The sequence below is a fragment of the Streptomyces sp. NPDC007905 genome, assembly GCF_042959345.1.
Classification (GTDB): Bacteria; Actinomycetota; Actinomycetes; order Streptomycetales; family Streptomycetaceae; genus Streptomyces.
In genome coordinates this window covers 41,488-66,408 of record NZ_JBIBKS010000023.1, presented here as the reverse complement: position 1 = coordinate 66,408, position 24,921 = coordinate 41,488, and the positions used below count along the sequence as shown (strand labels likewise).

Here is a 24,921-nt window from a genome sequence, read left to right as displayed (position 1 = left end):
AGTACTCGCGCAGCTGCAGATTGATCAGCGGGTCATCCTAGGGGAAGACGAACCGCCACTCCGACGGCTTCCGGTTGGCCGGGCGGCCGAGGCAGTCGGCCGGCCAGCACCGGGTGTCGCCGAACCGCGGCACCGCGATGTCGTCGAGGAGTTGGTAGCCGCCGTGGCTGAAGACATTCTCGTCGTCCCGGAAGGTGAGCGACGACAGGGGCGCGGGCGCGGGGCGGGCCGTCATCGGTCGAACTCCGTCCTCATGCCTAGGGGGAGATCGAGGCGCAGGCCAAGTTCGGTGATCTCGCGGCGTGCGGCGGGCACGAGGTCGGCGCACTCCTCGAAGACCTCCGCCAGGGCGGCCGCCTGGCGGCCCCACAGGGCTTGCCAGTGCGGCGGGGTCAGGACCGTGCGCATCCGTTCGATGTGATCGGACAGGAGCAGAAGGCGCGGGATCTGGGAGGTGAACACCACGGCGTTGCGGCACAGCATGCACATCGCGGGTGCGACGTGGCAGGCCTTGGTGTCCTTGCGGTGCGGCGAGGCGTACGGGTTGCGGCAGTTGACCAGGCCCATGTCCAATTCCCCCGACCGCATGGCCTTGGCCTGCTCTGTGTCCAGCCCGAGGTCTTCTGCGACCTTGGGTTCCTCCAGATGCTTCTCAGCCTCCTCGGTGACGAGCACCGGGCGCGCGGCCTCACTCATGCGCTCGAAGACCCGCTTCTGGGCCCGGTTGATCGCCCGGCCGGCCAGGATGTGCGCGGTCGTGCCGTGCGCGTAGTGCATGCGGTACACCTCGACGTGGTGGTCATCTCCCGCCAGATCACTCACCGTGCCGCCGAGTGCGACCGCACGTACGACCTTGGTCGTCTTACGCAGTCGCCGGATCTCGAAGGGCCTGGAGATATCAAGGGGCTTTCCTGCGGCGTCGTGCTGCTGGGCGATCCAGCTGCCGAAGCGTCGTTCGCGGTTCTTGAACTGGGCGACTTCCGCGTCCAGAACACCCCTGTGGCGTCGTTCCACCGCCAGGAACAGCCAGGGCTCGGCTTCGGGGAAGACCTTCCGGGACAGCTCGGTGGCTGCAAGGAGTCGGCGCAGCAGGCCCGTCACGCCCCAGGCTCCGTCCCCGGCGAACTCCGTCGCCGTCTCCTCCTCTGGGCCGGGGTCGGGGTGCAGGTCTGCGCGGACCCGTTGGGCACGGCCTTTACGCTGGACCAGGCGCACGCCGCCGTCGGTGAACTCGATGTCGGACAGTTTCAGGTCGTGGAGTTCTTCCGGACTCGTATCGCTCATGCCCAGCAGCAGAAGCACCCGGAACGCCTGGAGGTCCATCTCGGTCGGGAACAGCAGCGCGCTCAGCTCGGTAACGAGATAGCGGAAACCTCGTTTGAGGAGGGTGCCGTCGGGCCCGGTCGGCAGCAGCTCTTTCACCGGTGCCGGCCAGCTCAGCACGTTCTGAGGGAACTGGGGCTTGAGCACCTCCACGATCAGCAGCCAGGGGTGGGTCGCTGCCCACACAAGGTTCTCCGGCTCGTGCCACCCGCCCTCGCGGGGATCGACACCACGGGCCAGCAGTGCCCGGCCCCGGGCGAGACGCGCCTCGAGCGCCCGGACGGCATCACGAGCCGCGTCCCGCAGGGCGATCCGCTCGGCGTTGGAGAACTCGTCCAGCGGCTCACTCTTCTGCGGCGGGTAGGCGGGCGGGGCCTGAGAGCGCAGTCTCAGCGCCTGTGGCATGCCCGGGTCTTTCAGCGCGCGCTGCTCGATCAGCGTCAGCAGCTGTTGGTCTTCACATGGGGGGAGTTGGAGCCGAGTCCATGCTGTTGCCGCAGGTCTTCCTCCCAGGCGTGAATGACCTCGACAAGATCCACTTCGTGGCCGTCCAGGCGGACGTCTGCTGGGTCCATGCCGAGCGTGGGCAGATGCCTGTCGACGAACTTGGCGAAGCTGCGCACCGCCTGGGCCAGGTCGTCGCCGCCATCGGTCCGCGCCATGGCACGGGTGTACGTGATCCACTCGTCGGCCAGCTGCGCCGCCAGGGTTGTGCACCGGTACTTCGCCGGATCCACGGTCCGCCTGGCCTTCACGCCCCGGCGTGTCCAGGTCAGGGTTCGGATCCCGATGTGGTCCGGCTCCCGGGCGGGCGTCGGCTCCGGGGCGCTGCTGCGTACGCGCGGCTTGCGCTCACCACGGCGGGGCATCAGGCAGCCCTCTGTTCGGCGATCGCGGCTGCGTAGTCGGCGTACGTGGCGTCCCGGTTGTTCCACTCGGCGATCGCCTTCGCTACCAGCGCGTTGGTGTCGCGCATGTACCGCAGGTATCGCAAAGTCGAGCTTGGGCTCCGGTGGCCTAACAGGGCCTGGAGGATCAGCAGGGGGTTTCGCGAGATGTGGTCCGTCAGGTAGCCGGTGTGGCCTCCGGCCAGGTACTTCTCGGCTTCCTCCTGGACGATCAGCTTGGTCAGCAACCGCAGCATGTAGACGGCGAAGGTGTGTCTTGTGTCGTGGATCCGCACCTCGCGCGGCATGACGAAGCCGACCTTGTACTCCTCGCTCAGCCGCAGCGCGCGCAGGTGCGCCTCGCCGAATATCTGCTCCCACCGCTGCCTGGTCGGCATCCTGCCGCCACGGCCGACGAACAGAGCCATCGGTTCAAGTCCGTGATCACCCTCGATGACGGCAAGGCGGCGCTTGTCAGCGTTCATACTCTCGACGCGGAAAGTGCAGCGCCGGCCATCGAGCTTTCCACGCAGCTTCATCCGCCGAAGGTCGACGTCGTCGACGATGAACAGCTCCTCGCGGCGCCGCCACAGCGCCTTCGCCGCAGCCCTGATCTGCGCAGCCCTCTCCGTGCGCCGGTACATGTCCAACTCCCGCAGCGTCGGATCCTGGACGGTCACCGTGCGGGGCAGCCCGTACTTCGCAATCGCCTGCAGCAGCACCTCCGCCCGGGAACCATCCCGGCGCGGCGGCCCGACCTCGATGTCCAGCAGACAGCTGAACTCCTGCAACCGCATCCCCGTCGTGATCGCCAGCTCCGGCGCCGCGCTGTTACGCAGCGGGGAGCGCCCCCGAAACGCACGGTCCACGCGGCCGTTGGGTAGATAGCCGCGCAGCCCCACCTGCTTGAGGAAGTTCCACTGCCGCCAGGTCAGATGACGCACGTCCAGCTGCGTGGTCGCACCCCAGGACAGCACGTCACGGCCGTTGCGGCGGCGGAAGTACGGGCGCTTGTCGATCAGCTTCTGGTCTTCGGCCCACCCGTAGAAGCCGTTGATCATGGCGCGGCGCCGCTTCCATGTCGCCGGTGCATCGGGCGACTCGCGGTGCTCGGTGCAGTCCTCCCGGTACGCCACGAGGTCTTCCTCGATCACCGACAACAGGTCGACCGGTGGGTCGAGTTCGTTCTCCAGGTACTCGGTCAAGTCGAGAGCGTCGTACGTGTAGTCCTGCAGCGACTTCGCCTTCAAGGTCTTCGCCATCTCAAGGAAGAACGAGACCAGTGGCTCCGCCGGGCGCATCTGCGAGTCGAAGAAGAAGGGAGTGCCCTCTTTCAGCGCACCCGGCCGAGACACGTACGCCATCGCGTCGAGGTCGACGCCGGGAGGCGCCTCGTAGAAGCGGCGCACCTTGCTGCGTGAGACAAAGAAGTAGTCCACCCAGTACCACCGTGATCGTGAGACATCCAGGGAGCAGGAAGCTAACAGCCGCGCCTGGGGCCTCATGGCACTCATGAATCGCTACTGAGACATCTGGACTTCCTTTGCATAATCGGGGCCGTGGTCGTCTCCCGGGCGGGGGTGGGCCCGGTCCACGAACGGTCCGACGCGTACGGCGATGTCCTTGTAGAGGCCTGGCGTCCAGGTCTCCATGTCGCGCAGTACGGCGAGCAGCGCGCGGAACTGGTCGACGGCGGCCTGGTCTTCGGAGGTGAGGGCGCCGGGCGCGTGGCCGCAGCGGCGGAAGCGACGAATCATCGGGTGGGCTCCTGCTCAGGGTTGGCAGCGCTGGGGCCGGCGGGCGTCTTCAGGACGCCCGGCAGATGGACATGAAGGTGTTCGACTTCGACCTCGCGGCCGCGGCCGCGGAGTGCTCGGGCCAGGAGTTCGGTAAGTCCGCTGGCACGGTGCCGGCCTCCCGTTCTCTCGCCTATTGCCAACCGTTGCTTCAACAAAGCCGTTGGCCCTGAGATTGATCATGGTGTCGGTTAGCACCGTGATCGTCCCTGGAGCGGGGGTTCGCCCTATGACCAGCGGCTGAGTCCCTACCGGTGACCCTGGTCATGGCCTGAGATTCCAGCAGCCAGCTGAGCGGTAGTCGCGACCTTACTGGCCCCATCCTCAGCCTCAGCACCGGCGGTCTCACGGAGCTTCCACGGATGAGTGGTGTTGATGAGTTCGGGAGGTACTGGGGTTCTTGCCAGGGCAGCATCGAGGTGTTTTGGGCCTATGGTGACCGACATGCCACAGATGTCCGAACATAGGGTGATTTGGGGGGGATCGGGTTAGCCCGACGCGACTTCGTGCTGCGGCTGAAGTGCTTTGAGATGGAGACCAGATGACGACCAACACCAGCACGTGGCAAGCATCTGTCGAGGGCGGGCAGGAGCGCTTGGACCGATGGCGGCGGATGCTGGCGGGAGCGCCAGCCGTCGCGTCCCGTCGGCGGCAGCGGCGCCAGAACCCGGAGACGAATGTGGCCACAGGGGTATGGCTGCACACTGCGGCGCGCGCGGAGATGGGGCGGGAGCTGACCGAGTGGGAGCAGTCGTTCCTGGAACCGCTGATCGGTGTGCTGGGGGAGGGCGAGGTGTGGGCGCTGGGGCGGGCCTACCGTGAGCAGCGGGATGCCGGCACGGTGGCGCTGGTGCCGCAGGCGGTCGTGCGGCGTGGCCTCGACGAGCCGTTCACGCCCGAGGACGTCGCTGCGCGCATCCGGGCCGTCGGGGAACTGGCGGCCAACCAGCCCAACGTCGCGTGGGTCAACCGCACCCGCCTGCTGGCGGGGGAGCAGTTGGAGACAGATGCGTTCAGCGAAGCAGCCGATGCCTACGGCTACGGCCTGACCCTCTTCAACGGCGCGCAGTTCGGTACCGCCACGCAGGAACAGACAGACGGCAGCGCGCCCACGGATGAGGCGGCATCTAGCACGCCGTTCAGGGCGAAGCTGGAGTGGGCCGGGTTCCGCTGCCGCCAGGCGGCCGGCGACCAGTGGGGCGGACGGGACGAGATCTACTGGACCGCGGCCTGTCAGTCCCACAACTACAAGTTCCACACCCGCACCGGCGAGACAGGCGAGGTGTCCAGCAACAACGACTACCCCATCTCCGGCGAACATGGCACCGGGAGGATGGCGTTCTTCGACGCCAGTTTCACCGGCAACCTCAGCGCCTTGATGATCACATGCTGGGAGGCCGACCAGTCCAACGACGCGTGGTACACCGCGCTGGGGAAGGCGCTCGGGGACGCCGTCGACTCGCTGAGTCTGGTCGATTTCGCGCTGAACTTCGTCCCTGGTGCGGACATGCTCGGCTACATGATCGTCGCGATGGACCTCCTGGCGACGTTCTGGGAGGCGCTGCGCAACCACGACGACATGGTCCTCACCCGCGGCTTCGCCCTCAACCGATCGGACCTGAAGGCGCTGTACTACACCGAAGGCCGACGCATGACCTTGCAGTTCAATGCGCGCTCCTCGGGAATGGGCCACTTCGCCCTGCACGTGAAGTACACGGGCGACACCCCTCCGGGACCTCCTCCGGAGGGAAGCTTCCAGTTCCTCGCCACCGGCTGGACCGGGCTGCTCGGCTCCTCGTTCACCCGCAACCTCGACGCCGCCTGCCTCGCTCCGGGCAGCGCTACAGACGTCTACCTGTTCCAAGGCGATCAGTACGTCCGCTACGACTGCCGCAGCGAGGACATCGGCTACGGCACCAAGAAGCTCTCCGACGGCTGGCCTGGCCTGAGGGGCACGAACTTCACCAGCAACCTCGACGCCGCCTGCCTCATTCCGGGCAGCACGACCCACGTCTACCTGTTCAAAGGCGACCAGTACGTCAACTACGACTGCCGCAACGAGCGGGCCAGCATCGGCAGGCTCTCCGACGGCTGGCCGGGCCTGAGGGGCACGAACTTCACCAGCAACCTCGACGCCGCCTGCAGCGTTCCCGGCAGCTCCACCGACGTCTACTTGTTCAAAGGCGACAAGTACGTGCGCTACGACTGCCGCAACGAACGGATCCGCAACGGCGTCCAGAACATCATCACCGGCTGGCCGCGACTGGCCGACACCGAGTTCGCCTACAACCTCCAGGCCGGCTGCGCTGTCCCCGGCAGCGGAAAGGACGTCTACCTGTTCAAGGGCGAGCGTTACGTGCGATACACCATCTGACATGCCCTTCCCATGTGGTCCGCCCCCGCGTGGTGCAACGGCGGCGGACCACAAAGCAGTAAAGCCAGCAGTGCGCCGCAGGCACGGCCAGCGCGCTACCACCCGGGGCCAGCTCCCGCGGGGACATACGGACGGGCGCCGGCTGCCATGTCCTTGCCGCGTACGAGGTGCGGGCCGGCCTCGAACGACTCCGTCACCGTGCCCGGGTCAGGGCCGGGAACCTGCCGTCGGGCCACCGGATCGCTCACTCCGAACCGGAACCCAGCCCAGCGGTAGAACGCGCTGATCGCAATCAGGTCGTCCAGCACCGTCCCGCCGGCCACGCGCCGAACGTTGGCCTCGTCGGTCATCCGCCAGAACTTGAACCCGGCGAGGTCCTCTTCGTTGGCGTCGTGCCAGGCCCGCCCCGCCGCATCAAGGAATCCCAGCCAGACGGCTACCGCGAAGGCGTACTTCCTCCGCGTGCCAGCGCTCGCGTTGCGCATCCGCGCCGAGGCGAAGAACCCGTTGACCTCCGGCACCGACCAACCATCGGCCCGCAGCAGCACCGGCTGTCCCATCTGCGTACCGTGCGCGTGCGCCCACTCCGCCAATGTCGGCAGGCCCGCCAGCACCGGATCGGCGGCGTACCACGACACCTCCCGCCGCGGGTCGCACCAATGCACCTGCCACCGCGCCAACGGACCGGCTTCCACCTCAAGTTCATCGATCATCAACGAGTGAACATACAGCCACTCACAGTCACTGAAATCCCAGCAACAGTTGCTTGTGGCTAGAGACCTCCCGCGCAACCGATGGCGATGCGGCTGGGACCGGCGGGGAGGTCGGCGTAGTCGGCAAGGTTGGCGAGCAGCTCGCGGGCACCGGGGGTGTTCAGGACGACGTCCTGGACGCGGGGGTTGAGGCCGTCGAGGTCGAGGGTGTCGCGGGCGGCGGCCGGGTCGCGGAGACGGTCACGGACGTCTTCGATCCGGTCGGCGGCGGGCGGGACGGGGGAGCCGTCCGGGCCGGTGGGCAGGTGCAGGTAGCCGAACGAGGTCAGACGGATCGGGCGCAAGGGGGAGAGCCTCCTGCTTGGTGGTGGAAGGGCGGGATGTGTGGAGCTCCGCGCCCGGCCGGGAAGGGCGGGCGCGGAGCTCCGGGGTGGTGCTACTGGGTGGTGGTGTCGGTGACCACGAGGAACTGGTCGCTGGGCAGGTCCATCACGACCTGGGCGTTGGTGCCCTGGGCGCGCCGCGCGGCGGCGTACTCTTCGGCCGGCCAGGAGCCGCGGGGGCCTCCGGCGGGGAACCGTTCCAGGACGGTGCGCTGGGGCTGGGTGGACATCAAGGTCGCCTCCCTTGGGGCGTGGTGGGTGGTCAGGGGTCGGTGTCCTCAGGGGCGGGGGCGTCGCCGAACATGTCGTCCATCGCGCGGGTGACGGCGGGTCGGTGCTCGGGCCGGGTCGCGTTGAGGACCGTGTTGGTGAGGCCGATCAGGTCGATGTCCTCGAACAGCTCGGTCAGGTCCGCGATGGTCTCCGGGTCCAGGACGAGGCCGTCGGGGCGTTCGCTGTCCAGGTAGCAGCTCATGGCGTCGACGTAGTCGGCGAGCCGGTGGGCCATGTCCGGGGTGATGTCGAAGCTGTGGCAGTGCTCCAGGCCCGAGCCGAGGGCCTCGGTCGGGCTGATGTCGATGCGGATGCTGGGCCCCGCGCCGGGGGCGACCTGTCCGAAGCCGGTGAGGGCTTCGGCGAGAGCCGCGATCGCCCTGTTGCGGTCCGCGTCCACGTCCGTCGCGGTGTCTGCGTCATCCCCGTCGGCGTCCAGCAGCGGGGCTGCCCAGAGCACTTCGAGGCTTTCGGCGTGCAGCCGGATGACGCCGTCGGCGGTGTCCGGGAGGTTGAGGTGACCGATGACGCGCAGCAGGTCACCGGGCTGCCGCTCGGTGAGCAGGGAGTGTGCGATCTCCGGCTCCATGGTGGTGCAGGGGATGACCGCTTCTTCCACCAGGTGGTCAGTCCCGGCGGAGCAGCTCAGCCGCCAGGAGACAGTGCCTTCACGGTCGCCGGGCTCAGGTTCAGCGGCCAGGTAGCCGTCCAGCACGAACGGGATGGCGTCCATCAGCCCGCCACCGCCAGAGCGTTGGTGCGGTGGGCGGCGTCATAGGCGTCCAGGACGGTCTTGGCCGGGTTGCCCTTGTCGGCGACCTGGTAGCCGTTGGCGCGCGCCCACGTCCGGATCGCGGCCAGCTCCTGCTTGCTGCGCTTGCCGGTCGGGGCCTTCGGGGCCGGGGCGGGAGCCAGGGGCGTGACGTCCTGTGCCACCGTGGCGGCGCGGCCGCCGGCCTTCACCTCACGCAGCTGCGCCTGCGCGGCTTCCAGTTCGGCCTTGGCCTTGGCGACGCGCTCCTCTGCCTCCCGCTGGGCGGCGTCGGCGGTCCGGCGCTCGGTCAGCTCGGTGAGGTCGCTTCGGACGCGAGCGGCCCGGTTGCGGATGCTGGCGGCCTGGTGGTTCTCCGCCCACGCGAGCAGGGCCCCGATGCCGTCGGTGTCCATCGTGCTGTCGGGCGCCGCGGCGACCGTCTCCGGGGTACCGGTGCTGTCCTTGGTGTCCGTATCGGCGGGCAGTCCGGTGTGCTGGACGGCGTCGGCGATCTTGGCGTGCTGGACGGCGTCAGCGAGTTCGTCCTCCGACAGACCGAGGGTCTCGCGGACGTGCTCAGGGCTGTCGCCGTTGTTCAGCATGGAGACGGCGGTGGCGGTGAAGGCGTTGACGGGCATCTGGGCTCCAGTCGTCGGGGTGTCGGCGGTGGTGAGGTGGTGGAGCAAGCGGACGAGGTCGTCTTCGTCGCAGGGCAGACCGAGCGCGCCCAGCAGGTCGGCGAGGTCGGCCTTGTCGCGGGCGTGGTGGGCGACCACCAGGGAGGCGGCGGCGCTCTGGTCGCTGCCGAGCGGGGTGAGCTCGAGGTCCTCGGCTGCGAGGGCCTCTTTCATGTCGGTGAACACGGCCAGGCCCTCCTACGCGGCCCTGGTGCGGGGCTTACGCAGGGCGATGTCCAGCAGCTCGCGGTTGCGCTTCTGTTGAGCTGGAGTGAGCGGCCGGGCCTTCGCGCCGTGGCAGTGCCACAGCGGGGAGGCGGGCGGCTCGGGGTAGGCGAGGGCGTGGTCGACGTCGCGTTGGGTGTTACTCACGGGGCCTCCAGGCGGAGGGGTTCAGGCGTGGTCGTCGTCGCGCCGGCGTTTGGACTGGACGTCGGAGGCGAACCTGCCGAGGCGGGCCTCAACGGGGTTCGCGGCGATCCAGTCCTCAGCGCACGCCTTGTGCACGGGCTCCCCGTAGTGGGAGCGCAAGGGCGTGGGCTTGTCGCACAGCACGCAGGGGCGGTCCTGCCAGCGGTCGTAGTGCTGGCTGTCGCGCCATTCGAGGAGAGCGCCGGGAGCCGGTACCAAGCCCGGCTCGAACAGCGGCTTCTTGCCTCGCGGGGGGCGGGTCACGGCCGGAAGTCGGGCAGCTGCTGGAACACCTGCGCCAGCAGGTCCGGCGTCGGCTTCCAGGCCGGAAGCGCGCCCGTAGCGGGCACGGGCAGGGCGAGCTCCTGGACGTCCTCGAGGACCAGGTGGTGCGCGCCGCGCTCCGCCCAGGGGCTGGTGCACCGCTTCGGCCCCTGATCCAGGTGGCAGCCGGTGAGCCGGGCGACGCCGATGACCGAACCGAGGTGCAGTTCGCGGCCGCGGATCGCGGTGGCGACCAGCGGGTCACGCAGCACGGCGGGCTCCGGCTTCTTCTTTCCGGCGTGGATGAGGACCCAGCCTTGCCACGGCCAGTGCACCGGCCTGTTCTCCGGGCTCTTCCCGGCGAGGATGCAGGTGGCGTACGGCTGGCGGATCGTGATGCCGCGGATCCAGTCGCCCGCGGGCAGGGTCACGAGGCTCATGCGGCTCGCCCCCACAGGCTCGTGCCCGGGCGGCCGGCCCGGCGCCCGTTGACGGACGGCACCGTGGCGTGCGCGGCGGTGGCGATGGCGGCGCGACCGGAGTGCTTGCCGTCGTAAAGAGCGGCATCGGCCGCGCGCTGCAACATGGACAGGTCGCGGGTGCCGACGATGTCGCAGGTCGCGGCGCCGACCGAGGCGGCGACGTTCACCACCTGGCCGTCGTCCAGGGTGACCGGCGTACGCAGCATGCGGACCAGCTGCGCGAGGCGGACCTCACGGCGGGCGGCGGGCAACTCCAGGACGATCGCAAACTCATCGCCACCGAGGCGGCCTACGGCAGCGCGCGGGCCCGCCCATGCGGCGAGCCGGGCGGCGATCGCCGTGAGGACGGCGTCCCCGGCCGGGTGGCCCATCGTGTCGTTGATGTCCTTGAAGTGGTCGGCGTCGACCAGGACCACGCACACGTCGTCGCGGTGACGGCGCAGGATCTGCCGGGCCCGGGCTGTGCACGCGTCGCGCCGCAGCAGCCCGGTGAGCGGGTCGCGCTTGGCGGCGGCGAGCCGCCGGTGCAGCGTGACGGCGTGCACCGTCCAGCCGGTCAGCGGCAGCGCGGCGGTGGTCAAAAGGAGGGTGCGCTGGCCGATCCGGCCCTGTAAGCGCAGGACGGAGTCCATACTGAGGATCTCCCTCTCGTCTTGTGCGGGATGGGATGGGCCCGGGACGGGCGGTTGGTTTGGACGCTTGTCGTCCGTCCCGGGGCGGAGCTACAGCTCGAAGTCGCCGTCGTCGGCGACGCGGAGCCAGCTGTACGGGTTGTTCCATTGGCCGGCGGTCGCCGCGCGCCAGTCGAGCTCCCAGCCGGGCCGGTAGCCGCAGGCGCCCCAGCCGTCCGGCCGGTCGTGGGGGATCTCGCAGCCGGCCTCGCGCGCGGCGCGTGCCGCGTCATAGACCTCGTGCGCGATCCGTACGGCGGCGCTGCGGCTGTCGGCCTGGCCGGTGAAGACGTGCACGCCTTCCAGACCGGGCTGGGTGGTGCTCCTTGTCGGGACGTCGACCTCGTAAACGGGCAGGCCCATGACGTCCATCTCCTCTCATTGCTCGGTGTTGAGGGGCCACCGCGACCGCCCCGGCCCCGGTAGGTGCGGGGTCGGGGCGGCACAGAGTGCGCTCAACTCAGCGAGGTTCAGCCAGCTCGCGGCTGTGCCTGATGTACCGGATGGCGCTGGAGACGTAGGCGGTGTGCATGAGGGTGCGCGCGTCGTCGATCCGGTCGCGCAGTTCGTCCAGGTCCGCCCACGCGGCCTTGAGCTGTTCGGCCAGCCACTTCGTGTCGTCGCTGGCGTCGTCAAGCCGGGCTTCGATCACGGCCAGGCGGTCGGTGTCGGGCGTGGCCGCCGCCAGGTAGGCGTCGATCCGGCGGGCTTCGTCGGCGGTGAACTCCTCCCGGATCCGCTGGGCTGCCTCAACCTGCGGGTTGGGGCTGTGGCGGGCCAGTAAGCGGATCCAGACGGCTTCGTGGGCGAGCGTCCAGTCGTCCCAGTCGGGCTTGTCGCTCTGCTCGCGGAAGGTCATCCCACGCTCCCGCCGACTTCCGCGAGCTGCTGCAGGGCGTGACCGTCGGCCTCCTGGTCGATGTCGTCGACACCGCCGTGGACGGTGCAGACGATGTCCTCGCTGTCGTCCAGGTCGCCGTTGAGCGCCCGGTACAGGCAGGTGACGCTGTAGGCGGGCGCCCAGGCGTAGCCGGTGCATTCGTCGTCGTACGGGCACGGCACCATGACGTCGAACCCGATGTCGCCCTCGCCGTCCACGTTCGTGCGCAGGGCGAGGGTGAGGTACTGCTGACCGAGGCGGATCTCCGCGACCCGGTCGCCGCCGGCGACGTTCGAGCCGGGCTTCCACCGCCACAGCGGCAGGATCTCCTCACCGAACACACGGGATACGAGGTTCAGGTCGCCCAGGCCGTCGCCGTCGTCGAGCCCGAGGTCGGCTTGCCGGGTCCCGCTCAGGCGCTCCAGGAATGGCAGCAACCGGTAGAGGCTGTCGGAGAAGACGACCTCGAGGAAGCCTTCGGCCTTGAGGGTCCGGTGCGAGTTGACCATGTCCTTGCGCTGCTGGATGACCGTGTCCTCCGGCACCGCACGGTTGGCCCGCCGCGAGCCCTGCCGCTCGACACACGTCGTGCCGGGCGTGGCGACCATGACCGCGATGGGGAGCATGTTGTGCCGCTTGGCGGCGGCGACCAGCGGCTCCCTGGCGGCCCTGGTGACGTTGGTTGCGTCGACGACCGTGAACAGGCGCCGGCGCATCCGGACCTCCAGGAGCAGGTGCAGGGCTGCGACCGCGTCGCCGGTCGCCGCCTGGTCGCCCGCGTCATCTTCCCTGTTGGATCGGCGTGTTGAAGCGGATCGAGCAGGGGTGGATGAGTGTTGGGTTGGCGTACGTTCTGGGTGCCGACAGCTCGCCGGGTGGCGGGGGATCGGGTACCTGTTCTGGCTGGGTGGGAGGACCTGTCGGTACGTGAGGATCGCGTTGGGATTCATCCTGGGGATCCGATTCTTCTTTCTCCGGACTACCGGATCGACGAGGTACTGAGCCGGTATCTGTGCAGGTCGTCGTTCGCCCGTCTCGCGCATGAGACGAAGCGCAACTACACGGACGACTACTGCCTGTTCTTCGATTTCCTGTGGGGCCGCGGGAAGTGGTGGAGCGAGGCGTCGGCGGACGATCTGTGGGACTTCGAGGACTGGCGGACCCGCTCGCCGCGGAATCCTTGCCGGGTCGGCGGGGCCCGGTGGAACCGGGGACTGGCCGCGCTCGCGCGGCTTTACGAGTGGGCGGAACAGCGCGAGTACGTACTGGCGAATCCGGTCCTGATGCGTACGGTTACCGGCCGGACCGGCGATGTCGTGCTGGTGCCGGCGGCGCGGGCCAAGAACGCGCGGACGAGCGAGGTGCGCTGGCTGACGCCGCGCGCCTTCCGCCGCTGGGTGAATGTGGGACTGCGCGGGCACGGCGCGGACGGGCTGCCGGACGCCGGGTGGGCGGGACGGCTGGCCGACCGCAACGCGGCCTTCGCTGATCTGCTGTTCTCCTCCGGGGTGCGTCTGACGGAGGGAGCTTCGCTGTTGACGCTGGAGGTACCGCGTCTCCAGTTGGAGGGCGGCCAGTACTACGTGGGGCGTCTGGGGCGGGCGGTGACGAAGTCGAAGCGGGCGCGCACGTTCTATGCCTCCTCTGTCGTGGTGGGTGAGGTCGAGGGGTACGCGGAGTCGTCGCGCGCCCGGGTGGTGCGGCGCGCGCAGGCGGCGGGTCGGTACGACGGGCTGCCGATGCGGCTGGTCACGCACGAGACGGGCCGGCGTCGGCGGCTGCTGCACTGGCGGGACCGGGACGGCGTGGTGGGTCAGACGCCCCTGACGGAGGCGACGGTGGATGAGCGGATGAGCTTGTTCGTCGAGGGCCCGGCTGGCCCGGAGCCGCTGTGGCTGTGGCTGAACGAGGCCGGGCTGCCGTTCCACCCGGCGTCCTGGGAGGGCGTGTTCCGGGCGGCGAACGAGCGGTGCGAGAACGTGCTGGCGCCGGTGATGAGCGAGCCGCCGTTTTGCACCCCTCATATGGCCCGGCACAGCTTCGCGCTGGTCATGCTCGTAGTCCTCAACCACGTCATGGACCGGCGCATGGGCCTGACGCCGGAGGAGAGGCGGGACTTCCGACTGCTGTATGGCGATCCGTGGCGGATGGTGCAGGACCTGCTCGGCCACGCCCAGCTGGAGACCACGAAGCACATCTACCTCGCTCCGGTCGCGGACCTGCAGCTGCGGTCGCTGCTGGCCGACTTCCAGCCAGCCGACGGTCCGCTCCGTGAGGGGGAGCTGACGCCGGTGTTCGCGCGGCTGGCCAGGGAGAGCGAGGGCATTCAGGACCTGGACGACAAGCTGGTGGCCCGGTGAGCCGCCGCGGCCGCGCGGCCGCCCTGCCCGACACCCCGCACCAGCGGCCGACGGCCTTGGACCAGCCTGGCTTGGTGGTGACTCATCGGGACCATCAGGGCAGGGTGCGCCGCTACGACTTCGGCACCTTCCCTGCCCCCGAGCCGTGGCAGCGGTCGCTGGCCGTGCTGTTCGCCGCCAAGTGCGCCCCGGGCGGCGGCTGGGACAGTGTGGAGACCAGCGAGGCGAACTGGTACCTGGTCCGGCCCTTCGGCGAGTTCCTCAGCGCGCTGGATGCGGCGCCGCGGGACGTGGGCAGGTTGAGTGCGGCGCACTGGCATGCGTGGCGGCTGAGCCTGCCGCCGAACACGAACGGGTACAGCAAGTACTCCACCGTCGCCGGCCTGCTGCAGCTCGATGAACGGCTGCCCCGGCCGGTGCGGGAGGCCATGGCCCAGCGGTTCGCGTGGACGCCGGGCCGCGAAGAGGCCTACACACCGCATGAGTTCACGGCCATCCGCGTGGCGGCGCGGCGCACGTTCCGCACAGCGCTGCTGCGGATCCGGGAGAACACCGAGCGCCTGGAGGCGTGGCAGGCGGGCCGGATCGAGCCGGGAGGCAGCGACTGGCTGCTGGGCGAGGCGCTGGACGTGCTGGCCCGCACTGGTGACGTCCCCGTGTATGAGAGACCGCGCACGGTCCGCAGGCGGTATCGGGCCGCGCTGGTCGGCGGCTCGGCGCCATACACGTGGGGGCGGCTGTACCTGAGCCGCAAGGAGTCGGCGGCGCTGGCCGTGCTGATCGTCGCGGAGCTCGGTCTGAACGCCACGACGCTGTCTGAGCTGCCGGTGCCCAAGTCGCTGCCGGGCACAGCGGAGGCAGGAATGCCGGTTTACCGGCTGCAGTTGGAGAAGCGGCGCCGCGCGGGGCACCGCGGCCGGTTCGAGAGCCGCAATGTGACCGACTCTGGCGCCGACTCCTCGGGGCGTCTGATCACCGAGGCTCTGGAGGTGACCGCGCACGCCCGGGCCCTGATGAAACAGCTGGATGCAGACGTCGACCGGCTGCTCATCTGGCGCCAGACCACCCCGCACGACGGCCAGGGATATCGGAGGGCAGTGCGGATCGGCCCGTTCGGGCTAGGGGTGGACGAGCTGGCCGGCGGCGACTGGGCACGCTCGGTGGGACTGCGGGGTTCCCCGTTGCGGCGGCTGCGCAAGACGGTGAACGTGCTGCACCGGCGAGAGCCCGGGCAGAACACCCAGGACACCCACGACAGCGTCTACGTGGTGGGCGAGCCGCAGGCTCAGCAGGCGGCGGTGCCGGTCATCGCCGACGGTGCGCAGGAGGCGGTGGATGCCGCCCGTCGCACCGTCTTCTCCGCCCGCCTCATCTCGAACGCGGAGGCGGGAGACCGGCAGACGGTGACGGCCGGCTGCGCGGGCTGGGAGAACAGCCCGTTCAGTCCGGCCGGACACGGGTGCGCGGCGTCGTTCCTGCTGTGCACGGCCTGCCCCAACGCCCGCGTCACGCCCGCCCATCACTCGCGCCTGGCCCACCTGCTCAACGCCCTGAACCACTTGCGCGGTGTGGTGGATCCGGGCATCTGGGAGGCGGACTGGGCGGATGCCCATGCCCGGCTGACCGACCTGCGCGGCCGGCTCGGCGAGCCGGTCTGGCAGGCGGCGCTGCAGGCCGTCACCACATCCGACCGCACGATCATCGACCAGCTTCTGCAAGGGGACTTCGACCTGTGACCGCTCTGCCCGCCGAACTCCCGGTGCTTCCTTCATGGGACACGCCGGTCGTCGCACCGTCGCTGGTCCTGGCGCCCGGCCCCGTGCCGGTGTCGATCTACGCAGACGAGGTGTGGTCGCTGGCCCCGCTGGTCGCCAACCCCAGCGCCGCCCGGCCCGGGCTGGACTGGGCACGGTTCCCCGGCGCCGTGCGGTCCCAGGTGCAACTGGCCGCCTGGATGATGATCAACACCTCGTTGCCGGCGAGCGTGCTGGTCGGCCATCCAAGCTGGCACTCCCGCCTGGGCCCGCCCGGGATCTACCACACCGTGCTGCGCTGGCAGCGCTTCACGCTCTGGCTGCACCAGCAGGGTCTGGGCGACCTGCGCCCGGTCACCGAGGACGTTCTGATCTCGTGGGCCGGTCATCTGGCCCGGCAGCCAGGCGCCAGCCGCGGCAACGTCACCAAGGACCTGGTGGCCCTGACCCGGTTGTGGGCGTTCGATGCGGCCGGGCCTGCACCGAGCGGGTTGGCGATGCCGCCCTGGCACCGTCTCGGCGTCGATGACTTCCTGCCCCGCGCGCCGGCCATCGGGCGGGGCGAGAACGCCACCGAGGTGATCTCCCCGGCCACCATGGGGCCCCTGCTGATCTGGGCACTGCGTGTGGTCGACGACTTCGCCGACGACATCCTCGCCGCCTGGGCAGAAAGCCGGCGGATGGCCGACGCGGCCGTGCGCACGCCGGGCACGCCGGAGTCCAAAGCCCGCCTGAAGCGCTATCTGCGAGACCTCATCGACCGCGGCGAGCCGGTGCCCTCGAGGCCCAACGCCGGCTACCGCCACGCCCTGGCCAACGCCTACATCGCCGCCCGGGTCGGCTGCCCGTCGTCGCAGCTCAACGGCCTGCTGGTGACCGAGCCGTGGCAGCACCTGCTCGCCTACGTCGACGCCAATCCCGGTCCTTGCCCGCTGGCTACACCCATCACCGGCCGCATCGACGGTGAGCCGTGGACGGCGTTCATCGACTTCACCGAGAGCCGGGACCTCATGCGGCATCTGGGCACGGCATGCTTCATCGTCCTGGCCTACCTGACCGGGATGCGCCCGGCCGAAGTGCTGGGCCTGGAGACCGGGTGCTGCCCCGAGGTCACCTCCGGACGGCACCTCATCTACGGGCGCGAGTTCAAGAACGCCTTCGACGAGGACGGCAACCACCATTCCGCCGGCCGCCTGCGCGAGGTCCCCTGGGTGGCGATCCCGCCGGTGGTGAGGGCGATCCGCGTGCTGGAGAAGATCGCCCCGGCCGAAGGGCTGCTGTTCGACGCGGCCACCCACGCGTTCGTGAACACGCCCACGCCCAGCACTGTCTCCCTGCGGTATTCGGGGCTGCGCTCACGCATTGAGGCCTTCGTCGCATGGGCCTCCAGCCTGGCCCGGCGCCTGGGACGGGGAGGCGAGGTCATCCCCGACGATCCGCACGGCGCGATCGGTCTGGCCCGCTTTCGCCGCACCCTGGCCTGGCACATCGCCCGCCGCCCGGGCGGCCTGGTGGCGCTGGCCATCCAGTACGGGCACATGCGCACCGCGGTCAGCGGCGGGTACGCCGCCCGCGGCCGCGACGGGATCCACCAGTTGCTGGACATCGAAACCGCCCGGGCCACCGCCGACACCCTCACCAGCCTCCACGACGACCTCGCGCGCGGGGTGGGCATCTCCGGTCCGGCCGTGCGCCGCGCGATCCACGCCGCTGCGCAGGCACCGGCCTTCGCGGGGTCGATCCGCACCCATCGCCAGGCCCACGACATCCTCGGCAATCCGGCCCTGACCGTCTACGACAACCCGCGCTCCTTGCTGATGTGCGTCTACAACCGGGACCGGGCCCTGTGCCACCGCCTGGACGCCGACGACGCCCCGCGCCTGGACCGCTGCCAGCCGTCGTGCGCGAATATCGCGCGCACCGACCACCATGCCGCCCAGCTCCTTCAGCACGCCCAGGCCCTGGAGAAGCAGGCCGCCTCGGAGACGGTCCCCGGCCCCCTCGCCGACCGCCTCGCCCGCCGCGCCGCGCAGCTGCGCGCGCTGGCAGACCGCCACGAGGACGACTGCATCCACCCGCAGGAGCCCACCCCATGAGCCCAGCCCCCGGCGAACGCGACCGCATCCGCGCAGCGATGGACCGCATCCTGAACGGCAAGCCCGAGCACTCCAACGGCGCGCTGACGATCGTCGCGCTCGCGGCAGAGGCCCAGGTTCCCCGCAACGCACTCACCCAGCGGCACCCCGACCTGAAGAACGAGTTCTACGACAAGGTCCGCAGCTGCGGCGGCACCCCGGACAGCGAGAAGCGCCTGCGCAAGCAGGTCAGACGGCTCAAAGAGCTCCGAGCCGCCGACGCGGAAGAGATCGCCCAGCTGAAGGCCGACGTCGAAGCCCTCGTCGGCGCACTGCACCAAGCCACGGCCGAGAATCAGCTTCTGCGCCAGCAGCTGGCGGAGCGTTCCCCTGTGGTCCGCGCGCTACCACCTCAGCCTCGACGCGTATGAGGCAGAGCGGGCCGGGAAGCCAGACTTCCCGGCCCGCTGGCGACCTGGCGGTGAAAAACGGATCAGGCTCCGGTAGCCGCGGCGTAGCGGGCGGCGACGTCCTCCCAGTTGACCAGGTCCCACAGCTTGGTGACGTAGTCGGGGCGGACGTTCTTGTACTGCAGGTAGTAGGCGTGCTCCCAGGCGTCGAAGACCAGCAGCGGGGTGCTGCCCTGGCCGACGTTGCCGTGGTGGTCGTAGACCTGCTCCACGATCAGGCGCTTACCCAGCGGCTCCCAGGCCAGCACGCCCCAGCCGGAGCCCTGCACGCTGGACGTCGCCACGGTGAGCTGCTTCTTGAACTGCTCGAAGCCGCCGAGGTGTTCGTCGATGGCGTCGGCCAGCGCCCCGTCGGGGCGGTCGCCGCCGTCGGGGGAGAGGTTCTGCCAGAAGATCGAGTGCAGGACGTGGCCGGAGAGGTTGAAGGCGTAGGTCTTCTCCAGCCCGACCAGCGAGGTGGGGGTGATCTGGTCCTTGTCCCGGGCCTCGGCGATCTGCTCCAGGGTGTCGTTGGCGCCCTTGACGTAGGCAGCGTGGTGCTTGGCGTGGTGCAACTCCAGGATCTGCCCGGTGATGGCCGGCTCCAGCGCCGCGTAGTCGTACGGCAGGTCGGGAAGCGCGTAGGTGCCCATCAGGCACGTCCCCTTTCCGTGTGGGTGATCGTCCGGGAACAGCCTATGCCTCTATTGCGAAGACCTTGCAACAACGACAGGAATGCATCAGCATGATCTGTGGCGGGGTCGGCCCGTCAGTCTTCGGTGTCTGAGCGTCGTTCCGTCCGTCCGGCGTGTCCTTCCTGAAGAGTGATCGTCTTCTCACCCGGCGCCCGCCGGACCCGGCCGACCCCGCCACCGCATCACGCCTGGCAGCTCGGACACAGCCCGCTCAGCACCAGGCTCTCCGGACGGAAGGACATAGCGCCCGCCGCGGCCTGCAACGCCTCGGCCACCGCGGGGGCGGGGATCTGCTCGATGGCTCCGCAGCCGGTGCACACCGCATGGTGGTGCGGCTCCACCGCCAGCCCGTAACTCGCCTGCGCCGTCCCCGCCAGCTGATGGACCAGGCCGAGCTTCGGCCAGGCGTTCCAGGGTCCGGTACACGGTCGACACGTCCAGGTGGCCGCCCGCCTCGCTGATCCGGCGGTGGATCTGCGCCGCGCCCAGGTGACCGCCGTCCTCGGCCAGCACCTGAAGCACGGACAGGCGCGCCGATGGGCAGCGCACGCCCCGCGCCCGCAGGTGTGCGCGGCAGCTCTCTCGCAGGTCTGTGGCGGTGCGGATCACGAAATGCGCCTCCTTGCGTACGGGCGGCCAGCGCACCCCTAATGCGACCGTATTGCAACAACCATGTACACGCGTCTAGGCTCCGCGTCGCCCTCGATCAAAGGAAGACCGCCCATGGCCAGCCCCACCGGCTCCACCACCACGACCCCTGCCACCTCCCAACGACCCTGGCAGCGGATATCCCGGTCAATGACCCGCGCCGAATGGGGCCGCCTGGCGGGCATGGCCGCCTTCATCACCGCCCTGCACGTCATCGGCTGGTTCACGCTGGTGGTGATCGTCGCACCCGAGCACTACAGCCTGGGCACCAAGACGTTCGGCATCGGCATCGGCATCACGGCCTACACCCTGGGCATGCGGCACGCCTTCGACGCCGACCACATCGCCGCCATCGACAACACCACCCGGAAGCTGATGAACGAGGGGCAGCGCCCGCTGTCGGTGGGCTTCTGGTTCTCCCTCGGCCACTCCTCCATCGTCTTCGCGCTCGCGTTCCTGCTCTCCCTCGGCGTCAAGGAACTGGCCGGACCGGTCGAGAACGACAACTCCGAGCTGCACAGCATCACCGGCTGGATCGGCACGACGGTCTCCGGGACGTTCCTGTACGTCATCGCGATCATCAACCTGGTGATCATGGCGGGCATCTGGAAGGTGTTCCGGCAGATGCGCACCGGCCACTTCGACGAAGCCGCCCTGGAGGTGCAGCTCAACAACCGCGGCTTCATGAACCGCCTCCTCGGCCGCGTCATGAAGTCGATCACCAAGCCGTGGCAGATGTACCCGCTCGGCTTGCTGTTCGGCCTCGGCTTCGACACCGCCACCGAGATCGCCCTGCTGGTCCTCGCCGGATCCGGCGCCGCCTCCGGCCTGCCCTGGTACGCGATCCTCTGCCTGCCGGTCCTCTTCGCGGCCGGCATGTCCCTGCTGGACACCATCGACGGCTCGTTCATGAACTTCGCCTACGGCTGGGCCTTCTCCAAGCCCGTCCGCAAGGTCTACTACAACCTCACCATCACCGGCCTGTCCGTCGCCGTCGCCCTCATCATCGGCACCGTCGAACTCCTCGGCCTGATCGCCGAGAAGGCCGACCTGCACGGCACCTTCTGGGACTGGATCGCCGGTCTCGACCTCAACATCATCGGCTACGTCATCGTCGGCCTGTTCTTCGCGACCTGGGCCATCGCCCTCGCGGTATGGAAGTTCGGCCGCATCGAGGAGAAGTGGACCGCCGGGCTACGTCCCAGCGAGCAGCAGGCAGAGTAAAGAAGCGAACACCACTGCTCCCTGGACCCCGGCAGTCCCGCCGGGGTCCAGTCGTCTACTTAACCCCCGACTGTCAGCTCAACACGCAGAACTTGACAGAGAAGTCGTCACTGACCACCTCACGCAGCGCGTCCAGGGACAGGACCTGCGAGGCGGGCCAGGTGCGCGCGAGCGTGGACTTCCCGGCGCCGGAGGGGCCGATGAGGACCACCAGGCTGTGCTCGCACATCTCCGGGTAGATCAGCTCGGTCATGCGAAATCTCTCCTTGGGAGTCAGGGGTGCCGGGCAGCTTGGATGGGGCGCTGCCCGGCGTGATGAGTGAGCAGGGCGGCGGCTTCGCGCGGCGCCGTCAGCGGACGATCAGGTGAGCGGGGTGGCCGTTGACCATGTGGTCCACGCACTGCGGGCAGTCCTCACGCGGACCGAGCCCGGCGTGCGCCTCACGGCTGGCGTACGCGTGGTACCAGCACTGCTTGCACTGCCCTCGGGGCGGGTTCATTGCCTTCGCGCTCGCCATCTCAGGTGTCTCCTTGTGGGTGGAGGGCGCGGGCAGCCCAGATGAGGCGTTGCCCGGCGTTGTCGGTGATCAGGGCGGCGGCTTCGTGCAGGGGGCAGGAGGCGTCACCGTCGCGGTCGGGCTCGATCTGCTCAGCTCGCCTCGCGGCGGTGGTGACCAGCTGTGCCAGGGCCGGGATGAAGCCGCCGGGCGGGTCGGTGTCCTCGATGAGCTCGCAGAGGATCGCGGCGAGCTGCTCCTGGTCGACGTCGGCGGCGCTGAGGTCGACCTCAATCTGCTGGAGAGCCAGGGAGGCGATACCGACCGAGGCGCGGACGCGCTCCAGGCGCGTGCGGGTCACTGGCGCCGTCATAGCGCGAGTCCGGCGGCGGCCAGCGCCAGCAGGACCAGGGCGGCGAGCGACAGGTCGACCGCGCGCCGCAGGTGGGTGAACTTCCGCACGGCGAGGGTGGACAGGACCCGGATGCGGGCGGCTCGACTGTCGCCGTCCATGCACGCGCGGATCTCGTCTTCGTTCAGGCGTGCCCAGTACGGGAAGGACGCCTTGTCGTCGCCGCGCAGTCGGGGCCTCACGACCAGGAGTAGCAGCACCGCGGCTGCGCCCAGGGCGAGGACGGCGAGCGCGCCGAAGACCTTCGTCATGGGCGGCAGGTCCTTGTCGGCGATGGACGCGAGGCCGGCGAGCACGGCGCCGTTGAAGGCGAGCAGTAAGGACGACTTGCCGTCCGTGCGTCCGATCTCGTTGACGACGGATGCGCAGGCGGTGTCCAGGTTCTTGTCGACGGTGGGGGCGGGGGCCGTGACGGTTGTCATGAGCGGGGTTCTCCTTGTCGTGACGCGAGAAGGGCGGCCCGCGTAGTGCTGCGGGCCGCCCCGGTTGGCTCCGGTGAATGGGCGTGTCAGAACGGGGGTTCGTCCGGCCAGGGGTCCGGGACCGGCAGAAGGCGAGGGTGCGCACCGGGCGGTCCCAGCACCAGCACATCTCTCCGCCCGGGTAGGGGCCCTCGGACCACCAGCCGCCCTCGCCCTTGCAGTCCGGGCAGCCCGGGCGGGGCCGGGGGGACAGTCGGATGGCGTGCCGGGAGACGGTCAGCTCCCAGGCGCCGGCCTTGAGTACGGCGGCGGCCGCCGTGGCCGTGAGCGGGACGACGGCCGCGAGCAGCAGGGCGGTTCGGGCGCTCACCGCGTTCGGGTCCGGGGCGGGTGCGGCTGGACCAGGAACTGGGTGCCTGTGCCGCTGGAGTCGGGCTGGGCGGTGATGAAGTGGGGCTCCGCCTGCGTGAGCTGGAGCATCGTCTCCTTGATGAAGTCGGCCGGGCGTTGGAGGTCGACGCGGTCGGCGTGGAAGTCGCGCAGGAAGACGTAACGGGGGCTGGTGGTTCCGTGCTCGCGCATGCCCCACAGCCGGTCGCGCACGATCTTCGCGGCCTGATCGTCGTCAAGGGCGGCCGGGATGCCTCGGTCCAGCGCACGGCAGTTGGCGGCGTGGGTGTTGGCCAGGTCGGCGGCTTCGGTCTCGGACAGCCGCGCGGAGCCGTTTCGGTTCAGGGCCGCGCGGAAGGTGCAGCCGAGGCAGGCAGCTGCGAAGGACGACGATCCGCGGTCACCGTCGGCGGTGTAGACGAGGACGATCGCGCCCTCACGCTCTCCGACGACTCCGCGATAGCGCTGGACGACGGTCGTGCCGTCCGGTGTCCACGTCGCAGTGCCCTGTACGGCGGGGCGTCGGGTGAACAGGCTCAGTGCCATGGGGTGACTTCTCCTTCGGGAGGGTCGTTGATCAGGCGGCCAGCCGGTGGCCAGCCGGGTTGGTGGAGGGCATGTAGGTGTCGGGGCTGGGCTCGTAGCCCTTGTCGCAGGGGTCGCAGCAGCCCTGAGTGCGCAGCGGAAGGCAGAAGTAGTACCGGCGCTTGCACCGCGGGCAGGTGGACCTCGCGGCCATCGCCCGGTCCAGCGCCCATTCCTGCGCGAGCGTCGGCGTCCGCTTTGGCCGGGCGAGTTCCACGCTGTAGAGCCAGGCCCGGGTGGGATGGATGCACGACTGGTCGGGCCGGTAGGAGCACGCCTTGCAACGCAGTACCGCCACCGGCCCATGCCCGCCGGGGCTCAGGTTCAGCGCCCGTAACTGCCTGCGCGTGACCAGGCCCTCGGGACAGGCGTGCCGGTCGTACTCCGGCAAGGCTGCGGTGCTGCGCGGCACTCGCTTGACCTCGCGGCGGCGCCTCTTCCGGGGGCGGGGCATCACCTGCTCCAGGCGCCGGGCAGCTGCTTGGGGCGGTGCGGGTAGCGCGGGCCGGGGCGCTGCGGGCGAAGCCGGCCGATCCGGCGGCGCGGGCGGGGGATGAGCACGAGCGGTTCCTCCAGATGTCGGTAGACAGCAAGCACCGCGCCCGCTGGCGGTTCGTCGACGGGCGCGGTGCGAGGCGGCCGGTCGGCCTGTCCAGTCCTCGCCCACCCGGGACGGGGGTGGGCGAGGACCAGGCGGAGCGACCGGAAGTCAGTCCCGGAACGGGCATCCGTTGTGCGGGTGCTGTTCGGCGGCCGGGGCCGGGGGCTGCACCGGGACGTAGATCTCGGGCCGGACGGTGACCTTCGCCGGGCGCCCGGCGCGAACACGGCGGCGCAGCGTCAGGCCGCGCATCGCGAACGCGGACAGGAACGTCCAGGCGAGGACGGCGAGCCCGGCCGCGACGGGGCGGCTGGTCGTCGGGGTGGCCGTCCAGACCATCCACACGGTGACCGCGCCGTGCCCGGCCCACATCGCGCGCACCCCGTTGTTCTTGGAGAGGAAGCCGAGGACCAGGCCGACGATGCCGGTGAGCAGCCACAGCGTGTAGACGGTGGAGGCCGCGACGGGCAGGCCGGCGGAGTGCTGCGCGATGTACGTGCGCACCGGCTGGTCGACGACGGCGAACACCCCGTTGGAGGTGTCCACGCCGACCTGCACCTTGGGCACGGCGGTGAGCAGCTGGTGCAGCGCCTGGAGGACGACTTCGCCGGCGGCCTTGGCCATCAGCACGACGAAGGAGACTCCGGCCACCACCAGGACGGCGCGGATCCAGGGGGCCATGTACCGCAGGCCGTCCTCGGGCGCGCTGAGGACGTCGTCCCACAGGTGGTGCAGGACGCCGTCGACGTCCCAGGCACGGTTCCACCAATCGCGCACCGCGGCGCGGGCCTTGGCGAAGCGGGCCGTCTTCTCGGGCTGCGGCACGTGGACGGGCAGGTAGTGGACCGCCTGGCCGTTGGCGGAGGTGTTGTCGTAGGACTGCACGGGGCAACTCCCTTTTGTCGATGCATGGTCACGGAG

At 69.9% G+C, this 24,921-nt stretch carries 31 protein-coding genes and 2 pseudogenes; 6 read left to right on the top strand and 27 right to left on the bottom strand.

What is annotated here, in order from left to right:
• Positions 1-37: 37 nt before the first annotated feature.
• The 5 genes from ACFZDC_RS33020 to ACFZDC_RS33000 all read right to left on the bottom strand — a co-directional run bounded on the left by ACFZDC_RS33020 (position 38) and on the right by ACFZDC_RS33000 (position 3,967).
• Positions 38-235 (bottom strand): hypothetical protein, encoded by a 198-nt coding sequence (locus ACFZDC_RS33020; protein ID WP_391329524.1) that lies wholly within the window; start codon positions 233-235, stop codon positions 38-40.
• Complete coding sequence (locus tag ACFZDC_RS33015; protein ID WP_391329522.1) at positions 232-1,728, bottom strand: hypothetical protein; 1,497 nt, start codon at positions 1,726-1,728, stop codon at positions 232-234. The genes ACFZDC_RS33020 and ACFZDC_RS33015 overlap by 4 nt, the downstream gene beginning before the upstream one ends.
• A gap of 35 nt (positions 1,729-1,763) precedes the next feature.
• Positions 1,764-2,192: a hypothetical protein gene (locus tag ACFZDC_RS33010; protein WP_391329520.1), complete on the bottom strand. Its 429-nt coding sequence runs from the start codon at positions 2,190-2,192 to the stop codon at positions 1,764-1,766.
• Positions 2,192-3,649, bottom strand: coding sequence for a recombinase XerD (locus tag ACFZDC_RS33005; protein WP_391329518.1), 1,458 nt, complete (start codon positions 3,647-3,649; stop codon positions 2,192-2,194). The genes ACFZDC_RS33010 and ACFZDC_RS33005 overlap by 1 nt, the downstream gene beginning before the upstream one ends.
• An 81-nt stretch (positions 3,650-3,730) precedes the next feature.
• Positions 3,731-3,967, bottom strand: a complete 237-nt coding sequence (locus tag ACFZDC_RS33000) for a hypothetical protein (protein ID WP_391329516.1) — start codon at positions 3,965-3,967, stop codon at positions 3,731-3,733.
• A 580-nt stretch (positions 3,968-4,547) separates the two neighbouring features.
• Here ACFZDC_RS33000 and ACFZDC_RS32995 point away from each other — a divergent pair.
• Positions 4,548-6,380: a hypothetical protein gene (locus ACFZDC_RS32995; RefSeq protein ID WP_391329514.1), complete on the top strand. Its 1,833-nt coding sequence runs from the start codon at positions 4,548-4,550 to the stop codon at positions 6,378-6,380.
• Between the two features lie 95 nt (positions 6,381-6,475).
• Here the strand turns inward: ACFZDC_RS32995 and ACFZDC_RS32990 are convergent, their stop codons facing one another.
• The 12 genes from ACFZDC_RS32990 to ACFZDC_RS32935 form a co-directional block, all read right to left on the bottom strand.
• Positions 6,476-7,093, bottom strand: a complete 618-nt coding sequence (locus ACFZDC_RS32990) for a site-specific integrase (RefSeq protein WP_391329629.1) — start codon at positions 7,091-7,093, stop codon at positions 6,476-6,478.
• A gap of 59 nt (positions 7,094-7,152) precedes the next feature.
• Complete coding sequence (locus ACFZDC_RS32985) at positions 7,153-7,437, bottom strand: hypothetical protein (RefSeq protein ID WP_391329512.1); 285 nt, start codon at positions 7,435-7,437, stop codon at positions 7,153-7,155.
• Positions 7,438-7,529: 92 nt separating this feature from the next.
• Positions 7,530-7,706 (bottom strand): hypothetical protein, encoded by a 177-nt coding sequence (locus ACFZDC_RS32980; protein WP_391329510.1) that lies wholly within the window; start codon positions 7,704-7,706, stop codon positions 7,530-7,532.
• A gap of 32 nt (positions 7,707-7,738) precedes the next feature.
• A complete protein-coding gene (locus tag ACFZDC_RS32975) occupies positions 7,739-8,482 on the bottom strand; it encodes a hypothetical protein (protein WP_391329509.1) in 744 nt (247 codons plus the stop codon).
• Complete coding sequence (locus ACFZDC_RS32970) at positions 8,482-9,366, bottom strand: histone-like nucleoid-structuring protein Lsr2 (RefSeq protein ID WP_391329507.1); 885 nt, start codon at positions 9,364-9,366, stop codon at positions 8,482-8,484. Before ACFZDC_RS32970 ends, ACFZDC_RS32975 begins: the two co-directional genes overlap by 1 nt.
• A gap of 12 nt (positions 9,367-9,378) precedes the next feature.
• On the bottom strand, positions 9,379-9,552 hold the full coding sequence (locus ACFZDC_RS32965; RefSeq protein WP_391329505.1) for a hypothetical protein: 174 nt from the start codon (positions 9,550-9,552) through the stop codon (positions 9,379-9,381).
• A gap of 21 nt (positions 9,553-9,573) precedes the next feature.
• Positions 9,574-9,855 carry a hypothetical protein gene (locus ACFZDC_RS32960; protein ID WP_391329504.1) on the bottom strand — a complete coding sequence of 94 codons (282 nt, stop codon included), beginning with the start codon at positions 9,853-9,855 and terminating at the stop codon, positions 9,574-9,576.
• Entirely contained in the window at positions 9,852-10,295 is a 444-nt protein-coding gene (locus tag ACFZDC_RS32955; protein WP_391329502.1) for a hypothetical protein, read from the bottom strand. The genes ACFZDC_RS32960 and ACFZDC_RS32955 overlap by 4 nt, the downstream gene beginning before the upstream one ends.
• A complete protein-coding gene (locus ACFZDC_RS32950) occupies positions 10,292-10,969 on the bottom strand; it encodes a diguanylate cyclase (protein WP_391329501.1) in 678 nt (225 codons plus the stop codon). The genes ACFZDC_RS32955 and ACFZDC_RS32950 overlap by 4 nt, the downstream gene beginning before the upstream one ends.
• 90 nt (positions 10,970-11,059) lie before the next feature.
• On the bottom strand, positions 11,060-11,380 hold the full coding sequence (locus ACFZDC_RS32945) for a hypothetical protein (protein WP_391329499.1): 321 nt from the start codon (positions 11,378-11,380) through the stop codon (positions 11,060-11,062).
• Positions 11,381-11,468: 88 nt separating this feature from the next.
• Positions 11,469-11,867, bottom strand: a complete 399-nt coding sequence (locus tag ACFZDC_RS32940; protein WP_391329497.1) for a hypothetical protein — start codon at positions 11,865-11,867, stop codon at positions 11,469-11,471.
• Entirely contained in the window at positions 11,864-12,838 is a 975-nt protein-coding gene (locus tag ACFZDC_RS32935) for an AAA family ATPase (RefSeq protein WP_391329495.1), read from the bottom strand. The genes ACFZDC_RS32940 and ACFZDC_RS32935 overlap by 4 nt, the downstream gene beginning before the upstream one ends.
• On the opposite strand from ACFZDC_RS32935, the gene ACFZDC_RS32930 reads away from it, so the two are divergent.
• The 4 genes from ACFZDC_RS32930 to ACFZDC_RS32915 all read left to right on the top strand — a co-directional run bounded on the left by ACFZDC_RS32930 (position 12,764) and on the right by ACFZDC_RS32915 (position 18,508).
• Positions 12,764-14,248: an integrase gene (locus tag ACFZDC_RS32930; RefSeq protein WP_391329493.1), complete on the top strand. Its 1,485-nt coding sequence runs from the start codon at positions 12,764-12,766 to the stop codon at positions 14,246-14,248. The two genes, ACFZDC_RS32935 and ACFZDC_RS32930, sit on opposite strands and share 75 nt — an antisense overlap.
• A gap of 74 nt (positions 14,249-14,322) precedes the next feature.
• Complete coding sequence (locus ACFZDC_RS32925) at positions 14,323-15,984, top strand: hypothetical protein (protein ID WP_391329491.1); 1,662 nt, start codon at positions 14,323-14,325, stop codon at positions 15,982-15,984.
• Positions 15,981-18,098 (top strand): integrase, encoded by a 2,118-nt coding sequence (locus ACFZDC_RS32920; RefSeq protein ID WP_391329489.1) that lies wholly within the window; start codon positions 15,981-15,983, stop codon positions 18,096-18,098. The genes ACFZDC_RS32925 and ACFZDC_RS32920 overlap by 4 nt, the downstream gene beginning before the upstream one ends.
• On the top strand, positions 18,095-18,508 hold the full coding sequence (locus ACFZDC_RS32915) for a hypothetical protein (RefSeq protein WP_391329487.1): 414 nt from the start codon (positions 18,095-18,097) through the stop codon (positions 18,506-18,508). Before ACFZDC_RS32920 ends, ACFZDC_RS32915 begins: the two co-directional genes overlap by 4 nt.
• A gap of 62 nt (positions 18,509-18,570) precedes the next feature.
• Here the strand turns inward: ACFZDC_RS32915 and ACFZDC_RS32910 are convergent, their stop codons facing one another.
• From ACFZDC_RS32910 to ACFZDC_RS32900, 3 genes and pseudogenes are all read right to left on the bottom strand, one after another.
• Entirely contained in the window at positions 18,571-19,179 is a 609-nt protein-coding gene (locus tag ACFZDC_RS32910; RefSeq protein WP_391329485.1) for a Fe-Mn family superoxide dismutase, read from the bottom strand.
• A gap of 224 nt (positions 19,180-19,403) precedes the next feature.
• Positions 19,404-19,610: a transcriptional repressor gene (locus ACFZDC_RS32905; RefSeq protein WP_391329627.1), complete on the bottom strand. Its 207-nt coding sequence runs from the start codon at positions 19,608-19,610 to the stop codon at positions 19,404-19,406.
• Between the two features lie 19 nt (positions 19,611-19,629).
• Positions 19,630-19,770, bottom strand: a pseudogene (locus ACFZDC_RS32900) (transcriptional repressor); the annotation flags it as partial.
• A gap of 249 nt (positions 19,771-20,019) precedes the next feature.
• Between ACFZDC_RS32900 and ACFZDC_RS32895 the strand changes: the two are divergent.
• A complete protein-coding gene (locus tag ACFZDC_RS32895) occupies positions 20,020-21,093 on the top strand; it encodes a HoxN/HupN/NixA family nickel/cobalt transporter (RefSeq protein ID WP_391329625.1) in 1,074 nt (357 codons plus the stop codon).
• Positions 21,094-21,196: 103 nt separating this feature from the next.
• Here ACFZDC_RS32895 and ACFZDC_RS32890 read toward each other — a convergent pair.
• The 7 genes and pseudogenes from ACFZDC_RS32890 to ACFZDC_RS32860 all read right to left on the bottom strand — a co-directional run.
• A pseudogene (locus ACFZDC_RS32890) lies at positions 21,197-21,346 on the bottom strand (AAA family ATPase); the annotation flags it as partial.
• 97 nt (positions 21,347-21,443) lie between these two features.
• Positions 21,444-21,611, bottom strand: a complete 168-nt coding sequence (locus tag ACFZDC_RS32885) for a pRL2-8 (RefSeq protein ID WP_391329483.1) — start codon at positions 21,609-21,611, stop codon at positions 21,444-21,446.
• Between the two features lies 1 nt (position 21,612).
• Complete coding sequence (locus tag ACFZDC_RS32880; protein WP_391329482.1) at positions 21,613-21,963, bottom strand: hypothetical protein; 351 nt, start codon at positions 21,961-21,963, stop codon at positions 21,613-21,615.
• The gene (locus ACFZDC_RS32875; RefSeq protein ID WP_391329480.1) at positions 21,960-22,424 is read right to left on the bottom strand and encodes a Pycsar system effector family protein; all 465 of its coding nucleotides are present in this window, start codon (positions 22,422-22,424) and stop codon (positions 21,960-21,962) included. The genes ACFZDC_RS32880 and ACFZDC_RS32875 overlap by 4 nt, the downstream gene beginning before the upstream one ends.
• A gap of 366 nt (positions 22,425-22,790) precedes the next feature.
• Positions 22,791-23,360 carry a hypothetical protein gene (locus tag ACFZDC_RS32870; RefSeq protein ID WP_391329478.1) on the bottom strand — a complete coding sequence of 190 codons (570 nt, stop codon included), beginning with the start codon at positions 23,358-23,360 and terminating at the stop codon, positions 22,791-22,793.
• Positions 23,361-23,391: 31 nt separating this feature from the next.
• Entirely contained in the window at positions 23,392-23,853 is a 462-nt protein-coding gene (locus ACFZDC_RS32865) for an RRQRL motif-containing zinc-binding protein (protein ID WP_391329476.1), read from the bottom strand.
• 255 nt (positions 23,854-24,108) lie between these two features.
• On the bottom strand, positions 24,109-24,885 hold the full coding sequence (locus tag ACFZDC_RS32860; RefSeq protein WP_391329474.1) for a hypothetical protein: 777 nt from the start codon (positions 24,883-24,885) through the stop codon (positions 24,109-24,111).
• Between the last annotated feature and the right edge of the window lie 36 nt (positions 24,886-24,921).